At 68.6% G+C, this 15,153-nt stretch carries 14 protein-coding genes and 1 pseudogene; 7 read left to right on the forward strand and 8 right to left on the reverse strand.

Going from position 1 to position 15,153, the window contains the following annotated elements:
* Window position 1: 1 nt before the first annotated feature.
* From HWV07_RS09960 to HWV07_RS09970, 3 genes are all read right to left on the reverse strand, one after another.
* On the reverse strand, window positions 2-1,003 hold the full coding sequence (locus tag HWV07_RS09960; protein WP_178334153.1) for an ABC transporter permease: 1,002 nt from the start codon (window positions 1,001-1,003) through the stop codon (window positions 2-4).
* On the reverse strand, window positions 1,000-2,046 hold the full coding sequence (locus HWV07_RS09965) for an ABC transporter permease (protein WP_178334154.1): 1,047 nt from the start codon (window positions 2,044-2,046) through the stop codon (window positions 1,000-1,002). The genes HWV07_RS09960 and HWV07_RS09965 overlap by 4 nt, the downstream gene beginning before the upstream one ends.
* Window positions 2,047-2,210: 164 nt before the next feature.
* Window positions 2,211-3,845, reverse strand: a complete 1,635-nt coding sequence (locus HWV07_RS09970; protein ID WP_178334155.1) for an ABC transporter substrate-binding protein — start codon at window positions 3,843-3,845, stop codon at window positions 2,211-2,213.
* Window positions 3,846-4,005: 160 nt separating this feature from the next.
* Between HWV07_RS09970 and npdG the strand changes: the two genes are divergently transcribed.
* Window positions 4,006-4,674, forward strand: a complete 669-nt coding sequence (npdG, locus tag HWV07_RS09975; protein WP_178334156.1) for an NADPH-dependent F420 reductase — start codon at window positions 4,006-4,008, stop codon at window positions 4,672-4,674.
* 15 nt (window positions 4,675-4,689) lie between these two features.
* Here npdG and HWV07_RS09980 read toward each other — a convergent pair whose 3' ends face one another.
* The 3 genes from HWV07_RS09980 to HWV07_RS09990 all read right to left on the reverse strand — a co-directional run bounded on the left by HWV07_RS09980 (window position 4,690) and on the right by HWV07_RS09990 (window position 6,872).
* Window positions 4,690-5,457, reverse strand: a complete 768-nt coding sequence (locus HWV07_RS09980; RefSeq protein WP_178334157.1) for an ABC transporter permease — start codon at window positions 5,455-5,457, stop codon at window positions 4,690-4,692.
* On the reverse strand, window positions 5,454-6,401 hold the full coding sequence (locus tag HWV07_RS09985) for an ABC transporter ATP-binding protein (protein ID WP_178334158.1): 948 nt from the start codon (window positions 6,399-6,401) through the stop codon (window positions 5,454-5,456). Before HWV07_RS09985 ends, HWV07_RS09980 begins: the two co-directional genes overlap by 4 nt.
* Before the next feature lie 117 nt (window positions 6,402-6,518).
* Window positions 6,519-6,872, reverse strand: a complete 354-nt coding sequence (locus HWV07_RS09990; protein ID WP_178334159.1) for a cell division protein SepF — start codon at window positions 6,870-6,872, stop codon at window positions 6,519-6,521.
* A 102-nt stretch (window positions 6,873-6,974) separates the two neighbouring features.
* Between HWV07_RS09990 and HWV07_RS09995 the strand changes: the two genes are divergently transcribed.
* Window positions 6,975-9,032, forward strand: coding sequence for a S8 family serine peptidase (locus HWV07_RS09995; RefSeq protein WP_178334160.1), 2,058 nt, complete (start codon window positions 6,975-6,977; stop codon window positions 9,030-9,032).
* A gap of 51 nt (window positions 9,033-9,083) precedes the next feature.
* Window positions 9,084-9,781 (forward strand): annotated as a pseudogene (locus HWV07_RS10000) (DUF1028 domain-containing protein).
* A gap of 50 nt (window positions 9,782-9,831) precedes the next feature.
* On the opposite strand, the gene HWV07_RS10005 reads toward HWV07_RS10000, so the two are convergent.
* Entirely contained in the window at window positions 9,832-10,182 is a 351-nt protein-coding gene (locus HWV07_RS10005; RefSeq protein ID WP_178334161.1) for a dihydroneopterin aldolase family protein, read from the reverse strand.
* Window positions 10,183-10,285: 103 nt separating this feature from the next.
* On the opposite strand from HWV07_RS10005, the gene HWV07_RS10010 reads away from it, so the two are divergent.
* The 3 genes from HWV07_RS10010 to rimI all read left to right on the forward strand — a co-directional run bounded on the left by HWV07_RS10010 (window position 10,286) and on the right by rimI (window position 13,893).
* Window positions 10,286-10,897 carry a translation initiation factor IF-2 subunit beta gene (locus HWV07_RS10010; RefSeq protein ID WP_178334162.1) on the forward strand — a complete coding sequence of 204 codons (612 nt, stop codon included), beginning with the start codon at window positions 10,286-10,288 and terminating at the stop codon, window positions 10,895-10,897.
* A gap of 168 nt (window positions 10,898-11,065) precedes the next feature.
* Entirely contained in the window at window positions 11,066-13,054 is a 1,989-nt protein-coding gene (locus HWV07_RS10015) for an aconitate hydratase (RefSeq protein WP_178334163.1), read from the forward strand.
* Window positions 13,055-13,401: 347 nt separating this feature from the next.
* The gene (gene rimI, locus HWV07_RS10020; RefSeq protein ID WP_178334164.1) at window positions 13,402-13,893 is read left to right on the forward strand and encodes a ribosomal protein S18-alanine N-acetyltransferase; all 492 of its coding nucleotides are present in this window, start codon (window positions 13,402-13,404) and stop codon (window positions 13,891-13,893) included.
* Between the two features lie 240 nt (window positions 13,894-14,133).
* On the opposite strand, the gene HWV07_RS10025 is transcribed toward rimI, so the two are convergent.
* Window positions 14,134-14,553: a hypothetical protein gene (locus HWV07_RS10025; RefSeq protein WP_178334165.1), complete on the reverse strand. Its 420-nt coding sequence runs from the start codon at window positions 14,551-14,553 to the stop codon at window positions 14,134-14,136.
* An 80-nt stretch (window positions 14,554-14,633) separates the two neighbouring features.
* Here HWV07_RS10025 and HWV07_RS10030 point away from each other — a divergent pair, with 80 nt between their 5' ends.
* Window positions 14,634-15,140 (forward strand): DUF5810 domain-containing protein, encoded by a 507-nt coding sequence (locus HWV07_RS10030; RefSeq protein WP_178334166.1) that lies wholly within the window; start codon window positions 14,634-14,636, stop codon window positions 15,138-15,140.
* Window positions 15,141-15,153: the final 13 nt, after the last annotated feature.

Consider the following 15,153-nt stretch of genomic DNA (forward strand, 5'->3'; position numbering starts at 1 on the left):
GTCAGGCCCCCCGTTCGCTCCCCTCGACGTTGGGATCGAGGGCGTCCCTGAACCAGTCGCCGAGCAGGTTGATGCTGATGATCGAGAGGACGATGCCGATACCGGGAACCATCGCGACCCACGGCCGGGTCGGGAGGACGTCCTGTCCGGCTTCGATCTCGTACCCCCACGAGAGCGTCGTCCCGGTGAAGCCCAGATACGCCAGCGAGGCCTCGATCAGGATGATGACCGCCATCTGGATCGTCGCGAGGACGAGGATGGGCGTGAGGCTGTTCGGGAGCACGTGTTTCAGCAGGATCTGCCAGTCGGCGGTCCCGAAGCTCCTGGCCGCCTTGACGTACTCCTCGTTCCGGATGGACAGCGCCTCGCCGCGGGCCACGCGGGCGAACCAGACCCAGGTCACGAGCGCGACGACGATGGTCACGCTCCCCGGGATCGGGATCGACGCGGGCATGCCCTCGGCGAGACCGGCCATTACGAACGGGTCGGGCACCTGAACCGGTTGCGAGCCGAACACGCCGATCATCGCCAGGGCGAGCACCAGCGCGGGGAACGCGAGCATGACGTCGGCGATCCGCATCAGGCCGTCGTCGACGCGGCCCCCGTAGTAGCCCGCGACGAGTCCGAACGGCACGCCGATGAGCAGCGCCAAGGCGACGCCGAAGATACTGACCAGCAGCGATACCCGGGCGCCGTAGAGCGCCCGCGAGTAGACGTCTTGCCCGACGGTGTTCGTTCCGAGGAGGTGCTCGTCCGTCGAGGTGACGGTGGTCTGCTTGATCTCGCCGTCCTCGGCGACCGTCGTCGTGTAGTCGAACCCCGGCGGCGGATAGGGACCGCCGTTCTCGTGGAAGTTGCCGGTGCGCGTCGGGTCGTGCGTCGCCAGCAGCGGCGCGAACGTCGCCGAGAGGACGATCACCGTCAACAGTACCACCCCGATTTTCGGGAGCAGGCTCTTCCGGAACGACCGTTTCAGGTTCGATTTGACGCGGTCCGAGATCATCCGAGACTCACCTGCGGGTCCAGATACGTGTAGACCGCGTCGACCACGATGTTGATGATGACGAACATGACAGCGATGAAGATGATGATTCCTTGCATGACCGGCCAGTTGCGGACGCCCAGGGCGTTTATCAGCCTGAGGCCGAGACCGGGCCAGTTGAAGACCGTCTCCGTGATGACCGCCCCGCCCATCAGCGTGCCCATCTGGAGTCCGAGCACGGTGATGATCGGGATCAGCGTGTTCCTGAGTACGTGTTTGTACTGGATGAGCGTCCCGGGGAGGCCCTTCGCCTCCGTCGCCGTGACGTAGGGCTTGCCCAGTTCGTCGATCATACCGCTCCGCGTGAGACGGGTGATGAGCGCGGTGAAGTACGTCCCGAGCGTGATCGCCGGGAGCGTGATGTGTTTCAGCCAGAGTCCGAGTTCGGCGGGCGACCCGGTGCTGACGAGCGTCGTCACTGCCTCGCCGAAACCGACCGCCCGGCGCCCGGTCGGCAGGTCGATCATGCCGATACCGAGCGGCGTCCAGCCCGCGGTGTCGATCGTCGGGTAGGGGATCCCGTACCAGACGCCCAGCAGGAGGATCAACATCAGTCCGAGCCAGAAGTTAGGGGTGCTGATTCCCAGCAACGAGAACAGCGTCGCCCCGTAGTCCGAGGGGGTGTCCCGCCGGGTCGCCGAGACGACGCCGAGCGGGATCGCTATCACGAGGGCGATGACGGTCGCGGCGACGGCGAGTTCCACCGTGGCGGGAATCCGCTCTATCACCATCATCTCGACCTGCCGCTCGGAGCGCCAGGAGTACCCGAGGTCGCCCTGCAGGATCCCGCCGATGTAGTCGGCGTACTGGACGTAGATCGGGTCGTTCAGGCCCTCGGCCTCCCTGACCTGCTGGACGAGTTCCTGTGTCGCTCCCTGTCCGAGCATCAGGGTGGCCGGGTCGCCGGGCGAGACGGCGCGGAGACCGAACAGGACGGTTACGACGCCCCAGATGACGAACAGACCCTGGAGCGTCCGCCGGAGCAAGAATTTCCCCAGTGCCATTGAATTTCTCGAAGTGTCGTCTTAGCGTAAATCTGTCGTGTTTCCCGTCCGGGGCATTCGTTCACGCGCGATACCGGCGCGTACTGGACCGTCTCCGGCTCCGCCGTCTGCGGTCCTGCGGGGCCAGTGCCGCTCGACGTCGGTCGTCGGGGTCGCGATACGTGTCAGATCTCCATCTCGTCGACGTAGACGACCTCGTCGGGGCGGGGCTCCCACTGGATGGCCTGCCTGACCCCGTAGATGCTCTCCTGGACGTGGAGGAAGAGCCACGGCGCCTTCTCGTGGGCCAGCTCCATGACGTTCTGCAGCTGCTGGGTGCGCTCCTCGGGGTCCTCTATCTGCTGGCTCTCGATGATCGCGTCGCTGAGTTCCTCGTCCTGGAACGTCCGGCTCGGGTTGTCCGGGATGGTGAAGAAGCCCTGGACCCCGTAGTCGGCGTCGCCGGTGATCGTCCCCCACCCGATCATGTAGAACGGGTGGTTGATGTTCCCCTCCTCGACGCCCGCCTGGTTCTCGTCGGAGACGACGGGGAACTCGACGATGTTGGCTTCGCAGTTGACGTTGCTGAGCTGGTCGATCTGGTCGGCCGCCGTCTGTGCGACTTGCGCGTCGTTGAGGTACCGCCCCTGCGGTGCGGTCAGCGTGATGTCGACGCCGCCGTAGCCGCTCTCCTCGACGAGGCTCTCCGCCATGCCGACGTCCTGCTCGTAGGGCTCGATGTCGGGGTTGTAGCCGTTGATGTCCGGCGCGACCGGCTGGCCGACCGCCTGCCCGAACCCGCTGAGGACGTTGTCGACGATGCCCGCGTTGTCGACGGCGTAGTTCATCGCCTGCCGGAACTCCTGGCTGTCGTAGGGTTCCACCGTGTTCTTCATCGGGCAGAACACCGTCCGGAAACTCGTCACGTTCCGGATCTCGACGTCGCTGGCGTTCTGGATGGTCGCGACGTCCTCGGGCAGGATGTTGATGGTGAGGTCCGTCTCGCCGGCTTCGAGGGCCGCCGCACGGCCGCTGGATTCCGAGTTGGCGCGGAACGTCACCGTCTCGAAGGGCGGCTCCTCGCCCCAGTAATCGTCGAACCGCTCCAGGACGATCTCTTCACCCGAGGTGAAGTCGACGACCTCGTAGGGGCCGGTCCCGTTGAACGCGTCCGGACTGGCCCCCGAAATCGCCGAGTTCTCGGCGTCGTGGTTCTGGATCGACCACTCCTGGTTCATCGCCCGGCCGTAGTTGCCGTACTCGAACTCCGCGAGGCCGGGAGCGGCGCCGTAGTTGATCGCGACCGTCAGGTCGTCGACGACTTCCGCACCCTCGATCGATCCCAGCCCGTAGGTACCGATCGGGCTCTGTACCCCCATGTCCGGGTCCAGCGTTCGGTTGATCGTCCAGGCGACGTCCTCTGCCGTGAGGTCGTCCCCGTTGTGGAACACCACGTCGTCGCGCAGCGAGAGGTGCGTCGTCCCGTCTCCCTGCACCTCCTGCTCCTCGACCACCCTCGGGAAGATGCCCTCCCCGGGCCGGAAGTTGAATATCGGCTCGTAGATGTGGTCGAACACGTCGAAGTAGTCCCCCGTGATGTGGTCGAGCGGGTCGACCGTATCGGGGAACTGCGTCAGCGTGATGGTGAGGGCGTTGTCCCCGTCACCATTCCCGTTGCCGTTTCCGTTCCCGTTTCCGTTCCCGTTCCCGTCGTCGCCGCCGTTCCCCGGACACCCCGCGAGAGCGACCGCCGTCGTGAGTGCGCCCGCGGTACTGCCGTACTGGAGGAACCTCCGCCGGTTGACATTGCGGTCCGACATATCCCCCTAATTGGGCAAGTATTACATATACCTTGGTGAAAAGCTAGCTCTCCTTTCACTTCCACCGCTGCCGGTCGCGCGGTGTCGTCCGCCGCCCGTCCGCGTCGGCAACCGCCGCCGGTCACGCAACCGTTAACCCGCGTTCGGCCGACAGTGGGGTATGCGCATCGCACTGCTGGGCGGCACCGGCGACATCGGCCAGGGGCTCGCCCTCCGATGGGGGTACGACACCGGCCACGAGGTCCTCGTCGGCTCCAGGGACCCCGAGAAGGCCCGGACGAAGGCCGAGGAGTACGAGACCGAACTCGACAGCCGCGGCGTCGAGACGACCATCAAGGGCTTCGAGAACGCGATGGCGGCCGACCGCGCCGACGTGGTCGTCCTCGCCGTCCCCGCCTACCACCTCGTCGACACCGTCGAGGCCATCGCCGACCGGCTGGACGACGAGACCATCCTCGTGACCCCCGCCGTCGGGATGAAGCGCGACGAGGACGGCTTCCACTACAACCGCCCCGGCGCCGGCAGCGTCGCCGCCCTCGCCGACGAGGCCAAGCCCGACGACGTCCCGCTGGTCGGCGCGTTCCACAACCTCCCGGCCGGCGGCCTCGCGAACCTCGACCGGACCGTCGAGTGGGACACCCTCGTCTTCGGCGAGGACGAGGACGCCAAAGGCATCGTGATGGACCTGGCCCGCGAGATCGAGGGACTGCGGCCGCTCGACGTCGGCGGCCTGGCGAACGCTCCCGAGGTGGAGTCCGTGACGCCGCTGCTGATCAACGTCGCGATGCAGAACGACGACCTCCACGACCTGGGCGTCCGGTTCCAGTAACCGGACCCGCCGTCCCTAGTCGATCAGCCCGTAGCCGCGCTTGAACAGGTAGATGTCCAGCACCATCACGGACAGCGTCAGTCCACTGAGCACGCCCAGCGACACCAGCGGGTCGACCTCCTGGTAGCCGAGGAAGCCGTAGCGGACGCCGTTGACCATGTACACCATCGGGTTCAGCAGCGACAGCGTCCGGTAGAGCGGGTCGAGTATCTCCAGCGAGTAGAAGACGGCGCCGAAGAACACGAGCGGCCGGAGGATGAACTGGTTCATCACGGTGAGGTGGTCGAAGTCCTCGGCGACGAGGCCGCCGATGACGCCGAAGGAGGCGAACAGCAGCGGGATGACGGTCATGAACGAGAGGAGGTAGAACGGCCGTTCGACCGGGACGGGCGTGAACACCAGTCCGATGCCGACGATGATGACGCCGACGACGAGACCGCGGAGCGCCGCGGCGAAGATGTACGCCAGCACCATCGAGGTGTACGACAGCGGCGAGGTGAGCGTCTCGTGGATGTACTCGTTCCACCGGCCGTGGAAGATGGAGAACGACGAGTTCTCGAAGGCGTTGGAGATCATCCCGAGGACGACGAGGCCCGGCAGGATGAACAGGAGGTAGTCGAAGCCGGCGATGTCGTCGATCCGCTGGCCGAGGATGACGCCGAAGACGGCGAAGTACAGCACGTTCGTGATCGCCGGCGGCAGGAAGGTGTTCTTCGGCCGGCGGACGAACCGCAGGATCTCCCGCTTCAGCAGCGACCGGAACCCGACGCCGAAGGCGCTCACGGCAGCACCTCCAGTTCCTCGGCCTCCTCGTCGGTCCGGGTCATGTCGACGAAGACCTCTTCCAGCGACGCCCGCCGGATGTCGAGGTCGCGGACCTCGTGGCCCTCGTACTCCAGGGCGCGGAGGAGGTCGGGGGCGACGCGACCGCCGCCCTGGGCGGTGACGACGAGCGCGTCGCCGTCCATCCGGGCCTCGATGATCCCGTCGACGTCGAGGTCGGGGACCGCGGCCGGCGCGTCGGCGAGGGTGAGGCGTAGCTGGTCGGTCCCGCGGGAGCGGAGGTCGTCGGGCGTGGCGACTTCGACGACCCGGCCCGAGTCGCAGATGGCGACGCGGTCGCAGAGCCGCTCGGCCTCCTCGATGTAGTGGGTCGTCAGCAGGATGGTCGTCCCCTGGTCGTTGAGCCGCTCGATGACCCGCCAGAGGTCCCGGCGGAGCTGGACGTCGACGCCCGCCGTCGGCTCGTCGAGGATGAGCAGCTCCGGCTCGGTCACGAGCGCTCGGGCGAGCAGGAAGCGGCGCTTCATCCCGCCGGAGAGCCAGTCGAAGCGCGTCTCGCGCTTGTCCCAGATGCCGACGGTCTTCAGCGCCTCCTCGGCGCGCTCGGCGGCCTCCGCCGGCGGGACGCCGTGGTAGCCGGCCTTGTGCTCGAGGACCTCGTGGATCGGGAAGAACCGATCGACGTTGTGCTCCTGGGGGGAGAGCCCGATGCGGTCGCGGGCCTCCTGGTACTCGGTCTCGACGTCGTAGCCGAACACCTCGGCCGTCCCGCCGTCCTTGCGGACGAGGCCGACGAGGACGTTGATGAACGTGGTCTTGCCGGCGCCGTTGGGGCCGAGCAGCCCGAAGAACTCCCCGCGGTCGACTTCGAACGTCAGCCCGTCGAGCGCCTGCACCTCGCCGTAGGACTTCCGGAGGTCCTCGGCGCGTATCGCGGGTTCCATGTGACAACGGCGACGCCCGCCGCGGTTAAGCGACTCGAAGGCGGAGCGGGATGCGGTCGCGTGCCACCCCGGCTGGCCGGACGACGGGGGAGAGGAGAAGAGGGCGCGAGCGTCCGGTTACCGGCCGAGCTTCGACCGCGAGATGCCGACGCCGCCCGGCGTGATGATGATCTGGTCGTCCTCCTTCTGGACGATGTCTCCGCCGACCTCGTGGGCGACCTGCTTCAGTTCGTCGGAGATGTGCTCCATCGTCCGGTCGGTCGTCGTGTGCCGGGTGATGTCGGCGACGACGATGTCGCCGTCGTAGACGGCGTCCTTGATGTCGATGACGTCGTTCTTGTCGCTGATGTCGGCGAACCGCACCTGCACCGACGCCTCGCCGGCGTCCGCGTCGAAGTCGTCGATGTCGAGTTCAACGTAGTCCTCGGCGCTGTGTGCATCCCCGCCGAGAAGCTTGCTCATGAGGCCCATACGTCCGACAGGGGTGGCTGTCGCCATAGGCTTTACGTCCGACTGATTCACCGACTGACCTCGGCGGACGTTTAACCGACGGGTATCGACAAGGAGGGCCGTATGTCGAACAACATCACCAGGCGGCGGGCCCTCCAGATCGCGGCGGGGACGTCGGCCAGCGGGCTCCTGGTCGGCGGGGCGAGCGGCAAGGGGCGACCGCCGCGACGCATCGTCGGGACGGCGAGTTCTCGGGGGTCCCGCGAGGCCCGGCGACAGGCCTCGAACGTGCGGCGAACGTTGCGGTTCGGTGACATCGGCCAGGCCGTCGCGGGACGGTTCTCGGACAAGGCCGCCGAGCAGCTCCGGCGGCGGGACGACGTCCGGTACGTCGAGCGCGACGCGACCGTCGAGGCGCTCGGCCAGCGGCTGCCGTGGGGCGTCGACCGCGTGGACGCTGACGTCCTCCACGAGCACGGCGAGACGGGGAGCGGGGCCGACGTCGCGATCATCGACACCGGCATCGACGCCGACCATCCCGACCTGCAGGCCAACCTCGGCGCGGGCGTCTCGTACGTCGACTGCCAGGGTTCGGACTGCGACCGCGCCTGGTCCGACGACAACGACCACGGGACCCACTGCGCCGGCGTCGCGGCCGCCGTCGACGACAGCGAGGGCGTCGTCGGCGTCGCCACGCAGGCGACCCTGCACGCGGTGAAGGTCCTCGACGAGAACGGCTCCGGCTACCTCTCGGACGTCGCGGCGGGCATCGAGCACACCGCCGACCAGGGCTGGGACGTCGGGAACCTCTCGCTCGGCGCCTCATCCGGCTCCCGGACGCTGCGGGACGCCTGCCGGTACGCCGCCGACGAAGGGGTCCTGCTGGTCGCCGCGGCCGGCAACTCGGGTCCCTGTACAGACTGCGTCGGCTACCCGGCGGTCTACGACACCGTCGTCGCGGTCGGGTCGACGGACGCCGACGACGCCCTCTCGTCGTTCTCCGCGACCGGACCGGAACTCGAACTCGCGGCGCCCGGCGAGGGGGTCGAGTCGACCGTCCGCGGCGGCTACGCCAGCTACTCCGGGACGTCGATGGCCTGTCCCCACGTCTCTGGCGCCGCCGCCCAGCTGATGGCCGGCGGGTACACGAACCGGGAGGCCCGCCAGCGCCTCCATGACACGGCCGAGGACGTCGGACTCGACGCCACCGAGCAGGGGTACGGCCTGCTGGACGCCGACGCGGCCGTCCTCGACGGTTCGGGCGACGACGACTCGGCGCCGTCGGTCTCATGGGCGAACCCCAGCGGCGGTTCGACCGTCTCGGGGACGGTCGCCGTCCGGATCGACGCCGCCGACGCCGAGGACGCCGACGATTCCCTCGAGGTCAGCTACCGGGTCGACAGCGGCGCCGCCAGGTCGACCGCCTACGACGCCACCTCCGGGACCTACACAGCCGAATGGGATACCACGACCGTCGACGACGGGGACCACGCGCTAGAGGCCACCGCGACCGACGCGGCGGGCAACACCGACAGCGCGAGCATCGCAGTTACCGTCGACAACGCGGGCGCCGCGCCGAGCGTCGACGCCCTGTCGCTCTCCGAGGTGGAGACCGACGGCGGCGACGCGGCCTTCGACGCCGACTGGTCGGTCGCCGACGCCGACGGCGACCTCGCGTCGGTCGACCTGACGCTCGTCGACGACGCCGACGGCGAGACCGAGGACGGGGCGACGGTCGAGGTCGGCGGCGACGCCGCCGGCGGCACGACCCGCCTCGTAGCTCCCGGGGACGACGGCTCGGAGCACGGGTACACGGTCGAACTGATCGTCTCGGACGGCGAGGGCAACGCGTCCTCCGCCGCCGCCTCGGCGACCGAGGAGGAACCCACCACGAGTACCGCGCCGGACGTCGATTCGTTCCGGCTCTCCGACCAGAGCAACCCGGCCTGGACCCGGTACGACGTCGAGTGGTCGGTCGCCGACGCCGACGGCGACCTCGGGTCGGTCACCACCGAGATGGTCGACGGGTCCGGGCGCGTCCTCGACGCCGCGTCCGATTCCGTGGGCGGAGACGTCGCGTCGGGCACCCACCAGGTCCGGTCGAAGCGAAACGCCAGCGCGATCGTCCTGACCGTGACCGACGCCGCCGGCCACGCGACGACCGACTCGCGGTCCGTCTGACGGCCGCCTGGCGGACGCACCTTTTTGCGCTCGCGGCAACCCACGACGAGTATGACCTTCAGCATCTGCGTCCGCGAGACCTACGAGGACGACGCCGGCGAGGAGCAGCGCCGCTTCGGCGTCGCCGTCACGACGCGGCTCGCCGGCGTCGGCACGCTCTGTCCGTTCGCCAGCGAGAACGGCGCCGTCGCCACCCAGAGCCTCGTCAACGTCGAACTCGGCGAGAGAGGTATCGAGTACCTCGACGACGGCATCGCCGTCGAGGACGCCCTGCAGGCGCTCCTCAACGCCGACGATGGCGCCGAGCACCGGCAGCTCCACGGCGTCGACGCCGACGGGTCGTTCGCCTTCTCCGGCGACGAGTGCAGACCCTGGTACGGCCACCGCGACGGGGGGAGTACACCGTGGCCGGGAACCTGCTGACCGGCGAGGCGGTGATCGATGCCGTCGCAGAGGCGTATGATTCCAGCGACCGCGGGGAGCCGCTCCCGAAGCGCCTCGTCGACGCCCTCGAGGCCGGCCACGAGGCGGGTGGCGACAAGCGCGAGGACCTCCCCGTTCAGAGCGCCGCGCTACTGGTGGAGACCACCGAGGATCGTCCGCTCGACCCCGCGTACGAGAACCTCCGGGTCGACGCCACCGAGACGCCGATCGCGGACCTCCGCGAGACGTACGAGCTGGCCGTCCGGGCCCACGAGGACGCCGTGGAGAAGTACGAGGACGACTACGAGGCGGACGAGGCGTCGTAGACGGCAGGGGCTCCGACCCCCGACTCCGCGGTATCGTCAGGCCCTCATCGTCACGCGTCTTCTACCCTGTCCACGCGCATGCGCGGGTAGTCACCCTCCATCGACATCGACGTGTGGACCCGACACCCCTCGTAGTCGACGACGAGTTCGACCTCCATGAACCGGCCCGTCAGCTCGGTGTAGTCGGCCGACTGCTCGTCGAGTTCCGCGGCGAGGACGTCGTCGAGGATCTCGACGTCGACGGACTCGCAGAACGGCTGGTTCTCGACGGCCTCCGCGATGGCGCGTTCGAGGCTGGCGCTGCTGTCGGGGGAGACCGGCGTGCCGGCGAACTGGTGGTAGAGGGTACCGAACTTGATGCCGGCCTCGAAGCAGGCCGCCTGGGGCGTCGTGGGGTCCATGCCGGGGGCTGGGGCGGCGCCCACAAGTCGTTTCCCGTGGGCTCGCGGGGTGTGCGGGTCCGTGTCTCGGAATCCCTTTAGGGCGCAGTCTCCTCGCTCCGGTATGGAGTACGAAGCAAGTCTCGACCGAGCCATGGACGCCGTCCCCGACATCCAGTCGAGCGGCGACCGGCTCTCGGTCCCCGACGCGTCGGCCCAGACCGACGGTGCGTTCACGCGCTTTACGAACCTCGATTCGGTCGCCGACGCGCTCGCGCGCGACACCGACCACCTCCACCGGTACGTCCAGCAGTCCCTCGCCACCTCCGGCAAGCTCGAGGACGGCGTCGGCCGCTACAACGGGAGCTTCCAGGAGCGGGACTTCGACGCGGCGGTCACCGACTACACCGAGGAGTACGTCCGCTGCAGCGAGTGCGGCCTGCCGGACACCCGCCTCGTCCAGGAGGACCGTACCATGATGCTGCGCTGCGACGCCTGCGGTGCGTTCCGCCCCGTCAAGAAGGGCCGCAGCTCCTCGCAGACCCAGCAGCGACAGGACGACGTCGAGGAGGGCCAGACGTACACGGTCGAGGTCACCGACACCGGCCGGAAGGGCGACGGCGTCGCCCACCGCGGCGACTACACCATCTTCGTCCCCGGCGCCAGCGAGGGCGACGTGGTCGAGATCTACATCGAGTCCACCAGCGGCAACCTCGCGTTCTCGCGGCTGGCCTGAGCGGCCCCGCTCGACACCGCTTTCGAACGTACGTCCAGAACCGTTACGTTTTCTCCGCCCTCGGTAGACGTCCGTCCAGCGCGAATATTGCCAAAACCGACGGATGGCGCCGGACTACCGGGCAAACACGCCGGATTTATATCCGTGGACGGCCGATTGACGGACGTTATGGGACAGACGATTACGGAACAGATCCTCGATGACCACCTCGTCGAAGGCGAACTCGAGACGGGGGAGGAGATCGGGATCGAGATCGACCAGGTGCTCACCCAGGACACGACGGGGACGCTGGTCTGGCTGCAGTTCGAGGCGCTGGGCCTCGACGAGGTCCAGACCGAGCTCGCCGCCCAGTACTGTGACCACCAGACCTACCAGTTCGACTTCAAGAACACGGACGACCACCGCTTCCTGCGGTCCGCCGCGGGTACGTTCGGCGCCTACTTCTCCCGACCGGGCAACGGCATCTGCCACAACGTCCACAAGGAGAACTTCGCCGCGCCCGGCAAGACGCTGCTCGGGTCCGACAGCCACACGCCGACGCCCGGCGGCCTCGGCCAGCTGGCCATCGGGTCCGGCGGCCTCGACGTCGCCGTCGCGATGGGCGGCGGCGCCTACTACATCGAGATGCCGGAGGTCGTCAACGTCCGGCTGGAGGGCGAGCTTCCCGAGTGGGCGACCGCGAAGGACGTCATCCTCCACATGCTCGGCGAGCTGTCCGTCAAGGGCGGCGTCGGTAAGGTCCTCGAGTACACGGGCCCCGGCGTCGAGACGCTGAGCATCCCCGAGCGGACGACCATCACCAACATGGGCACCGAGCTGGGCGCCACCTCCTCGATCTTCCCGACCGACGAGAAGACCCGAGACTGGATGGCCCGCTTCGGCCGCGAGGACGAGCACGTCGACCTCCAGCCCGACGAGGACGCCGAGTACGCCGACCAGATCACGGTCGACCTCTCGGAGCTCGAGCCGCTCATCGCGAAGCCGAGCATGCCCGACAAGGTCGTGCCCGTCGACGAGGTCGCCGGCACCGACGTCGACCAGGTCATGATCGGCTCCTGCACCAACGGCGCCTACGAGGACATCCTCCCCGGCGCGAAGATGCTCGAGGGCCGCACCACGGACAAGAAGACCGAGATGATCGTCGCGCCCGGTTCGAAGCAGGCCTCCGAGATGCTCGCCCGCGAGGGCTGGACGGCCGAGATGATGGCCGCCGGCGTCAACTTCTCCGAGGCGACCTGCGGTGCCTGCATCGGAATCGGCCACGTGCCGGCCTCCGACTCCGTCTCGCTGCGGACGTTCAACCGCAACTTCGAGGGCCGCTCCGGCATCGAGGACGACAACGTCTACCTCTGCTCGCCGGAGGTCGCGACCGCCGCGGCCATCGCCGGCGAGATCGTCGACCCGCGTGACCTCGCCGACGAGCTCGGCGACCTCGAGGCCCCCGGATTCGAGATGGGCGACAAGTACAGCGAGGGCATGGGCAAGGACGACCCCGACATCATCGCGCCCGACGAGGCCGTCGACGACGACCTCATCAAGGGCCCGAACATCGGCGACGTCCCGCTGAAGGACGAGCTGGACGCCGAGCTGAAGGGTCCGGCCCTCCTGAAGATGGAGGACAACATCACGACCGACCACATCATCCCGGCGACCCAGGACATCCTGATGTACCGGTCGAACATCCCGAAGCTCTCGGAGTTCACGCTCTCGCGCGTCGACGACACCTTCGCCGACCGCGCACTCGAGAGCGACGGCGGCTTCCTCGTCGCCGGCGAGAACTACGGCCAGGGCTCCTCGCGTGAGCACGCGGCGCTGTGCCCGATGTACCTCGGCGTCGAGGGCGTCCTCGCACAGAGCTTCGCCCGCATCCACCGCGCGAACCTCTTCAACTTCGGTCTCCTGCCGCTGGAGATCGACGAGGAGGACTACGAGCGCATCGAGCAGGGCGACGACATCGAGGTCGTCGACGACGTCGCCGAGGCCGTTCGGACCGGCCAGGAGGAGTTCACCGTCCGCGTCAACGACGACTGGGAACTCACCGCGACGCTCGACGCCTCCGAGCGCGAACGCGAGATCCTCGCCGACGGCGGCAAGCTCTCGCACACGAAGAAGAAGGCCAAGGACGGCGACAGCGGCGCGACGCCCGCCGACGACTGATCGGTCAGTCGCGGTCCCCGCCGTTCGGCCGGGACCACGAACTCGCGATTTTCTTTCGACGCCGACGACACAGCGGTGCCACTGGCGTCGGTGAAACCGGGGAGAGGAGAGCGGGGATGGGGAGTCGGTGAGGCACGGACGGACGCCGGATAGCGCCCCAGAGATACTAGAGCGGGTGCTATCTGGCGTGTGAAAGCGGGGTGGGGGGTGGGGATGCACCCAAACGGGTGCATCCGATTCTTTTCCCTGCGGGTACATGAATCTTCTGGCCTGGTACTTGCGCGCAGACCCGACGTACCAGGGGTAACGGGGCGCTGGCCGCCGGTCCGCACGTGGCCGGTAGGCATATGGGGCCCTCCGTACTAGCCGGTACCGTGACCACGACCGGGGCCCACACGAGCGTCGGGATCCGCGCGGCCGACCGCGCGGACCTCCTCGACGTCTTCCACATCGAGAAGCAGTCGTTCGCCCAGCCGTGGCCCTACGCGGCGTTCGAGCGCCTGCTCGACGCCCCCGCGTTCCTCGTCGCCGAGGCCGACGAGGAGGTCGTCGGCTACGTCGTCGCCGACACCGTCCCGAACCACGGCACCTCCATCGGCCATATCAAGGACATCGCGGTCGCCCCGGACCGCCGCGGCGAGGGCGTCGGCCGGTCCCTGCTCTCGAAGGCACTGATGGAGCTGTTCGTCGACGGCGCCGGCCGCGTGAAGCTCGAGGTCCGCGAGAGCAACGAGCCCGCCCAGCAGCTGTACGCCGACTTCGACTTCGAGGTCCACCACATCGTCTCGAACTACTACGACGACGGGGAGGACGCGTACGTGATGGTGCGGGAGGCCTGAGCGAAGCGAAGGCCTCGGAACGAGCGAGCGGGGAGCGAAGCGACCCGCGAGCTGGGGGATCATCGACTCCCTTCGATCGTCGATTGCGCCTCCGGATGTGCGAACGGTGAACACAGTGAACCGTGAGCTGCGAGGCCTGAGCGAAGCGAAGGCCTCGGAACGAGCGAGCGGGGAGCGAGCCTCGTAATAGGCAAAAGTGAACAGCGTGAGCCACAGCCCCGCACAGCGAGCGAAAGTCCGCTACCCGGCGGCGCCGTACACCCGCCGCCCGGCCGCCACGGCCTCGCCGACGACGACCGCCGCACAGAGCAGCAGCCCCAGCAGGAGCGCCGGCATGCCGGCGAAGAAGACGCCGCCGGAGGTGTCGTTGAGCGCCGCGACGGCGTACGCCGAGGCCACCAGGAGAAGTACCGCCAGGACGAGCACAAGGAGCCGGCGGGCGCCGAGCACGCCGTCTCGCGGGTAGGTGGCGACGCCGACGGCCACGACGAGCAGCGCCAGCGGGACGGGGTACATCGACATCGCCGGGAGCGTGATCGGGCCGGCGTCGAGCCAGCTGGGGAACCGCTGGGGCGGCGATCGGAGGACGACGACCATCAGGAGGAGCGTGGCGGCGGCCAGCGGCGCCTCGAGCCGCCGGGCGTACTGGAGGGCGGGCATGCGCGGACGCTGTGGCGCCGGGACGATAAACACCGGGCCCCAGGCGCAGGCGTTTTGCACCTGGAACGCCGACGTCGCGTATGGGATACGCCTGCCCCGTCTGCGAGGACCCGCAGGCCGACGCGGGCCACCTCGCCAACCACCTCGCGTTCACCGCGATACTCGGCGACGACGACCACGAGGCCTGGCTCGAGGAGCACGCCCCGGGCTGGGGCGAGATGGGCGAGGCCGAACTGGCCGAGGCCGTCGTCGACCACGTCGAGGAGACGGAGTTCCCGCAGGTGTTCGAGGACACGGTCGGCGGCCTCGAGGAGTCGACGCCGGACTCCCTCGAGGAGCGCTCCGGGATGCTGTTCGAGGACGAGGGGTTCGGCGACGACCAGCCCCACGACCACCAGCACGGCCACGGGCCGGCGCGGGCCGGCGACCTCTCGGCGGAGATGGACCCCGAGACGGAGGCCATCGTCGAGGAGGCCCGCGAGATGACGCGGGAGATGCTCCGCGAGGCGGAGGCAGACGAGGGCGACGCGGACGGTGGCGAAGAAGACGCCGAAGGAGACGAGGACGACCAGGACGAAAACGCGTAACACCCCGGACCAC

The organism is Natronomonas salina, assembly GCF_013391105.1.
Taxonomy (GTDB): Archaea; Halobacteriota; Halobacteria; order Halobacteriales; family Haloarculaceae; genus Natronomonas; species Natronomonas salina.

Bases quoted from the DNA above. Each gene is read 5' to 3' on its own strand.
- HWV07_RS09960 (WP_178334153.1), bottom strand. From the start codon at position 1,003: ATGATCTCGGACCGCGTCAAATCGAACCTGAAACGGTCGTTCCGGAAG.
- HWV07_RS09965 (WP_178334154.1), bottom strand. From the start codon at position 2,046: ATGGCACTGGGGAAATTCTTGCTCCGGCGGACGCTCCAGGGTCTGTTC.
- HWV07_RS09970 (WP_178334155.1), bottom strand. From the start codon at position 3,845: ATGTCGGACCGCAATGTCAACCGGCGGAGGTTCCTCCAGTACGGCAGT.
- npdG (WP_178334156.1), top strand. From the start codon at position 4,006: ATGCGCATCGCACTGCTGGGCGGCACCGGCGACATCGGCCAGGGGCTC.
- HWV07_RS09985 (WP_178334158.1), bottom strand. From the start codon at position 6,401: ATGGAACCCGCGATACGCGCCGAGGACCTCCGGAAGTCCTACGGCGAG.
- HWV07_RS09990 (WP_178334159.1), bottom strand. From the start codon at position 6,872: ATGGGCCTCATGAGCAAGCTTCTCGGCGGGGATGCACACAGCGCCGAG.
- HWV07_RS09995 (WP_178334160.1), top strand. From the start codon at position 6,975: ATGTCGAACAACATCACCAGGCGGCGGGCCCTCCAGATCGCGGCGGGG.
- HWV07_RS10005 (WP_178334161.1), bottom strand. From the start codon at position 10,182: ATGGACCCCACGACGCCCCAGGCGGCCTGCTTCGAGGCCGGCATCAAG.
- HWV07_RS10010 (WP_178334162.1), top strand. From the start codon at position 10,286: ATGGAGTACGAAGCAAGTCTCGACCGAGCCATGGACGCCGTCCCCGAC.
- HWV07_RS10015 (WP_178334163.1), top strand. From the start codon at position 11,066: ATGGGACAGACGATTACGGAACAGATCCTCGATGACCACCTCGTCGAA.
- rimI (WP_178334164.1), top strand. From the start codon at position 13,402: ATGGGGCCCTCCGTACTAGCCGGTACCGTGACCACGACCGGGGCCCAC.
- HWV07_RS10025 (WP_178334165.1), bottom strand. From the start codon at position 14,553: ATGCCCGCCCTCCAGTACGCCCGGCGGCTCGAGGCGCCGCTGGCCGCC.
- HWV07_RS10030 (WP_178334166.1), top strand. From the start codon at position 14,634: ATGGGATACGCCTGCCCCGTCTGCGAGGACCCGCAGGCCGACGCGGGC.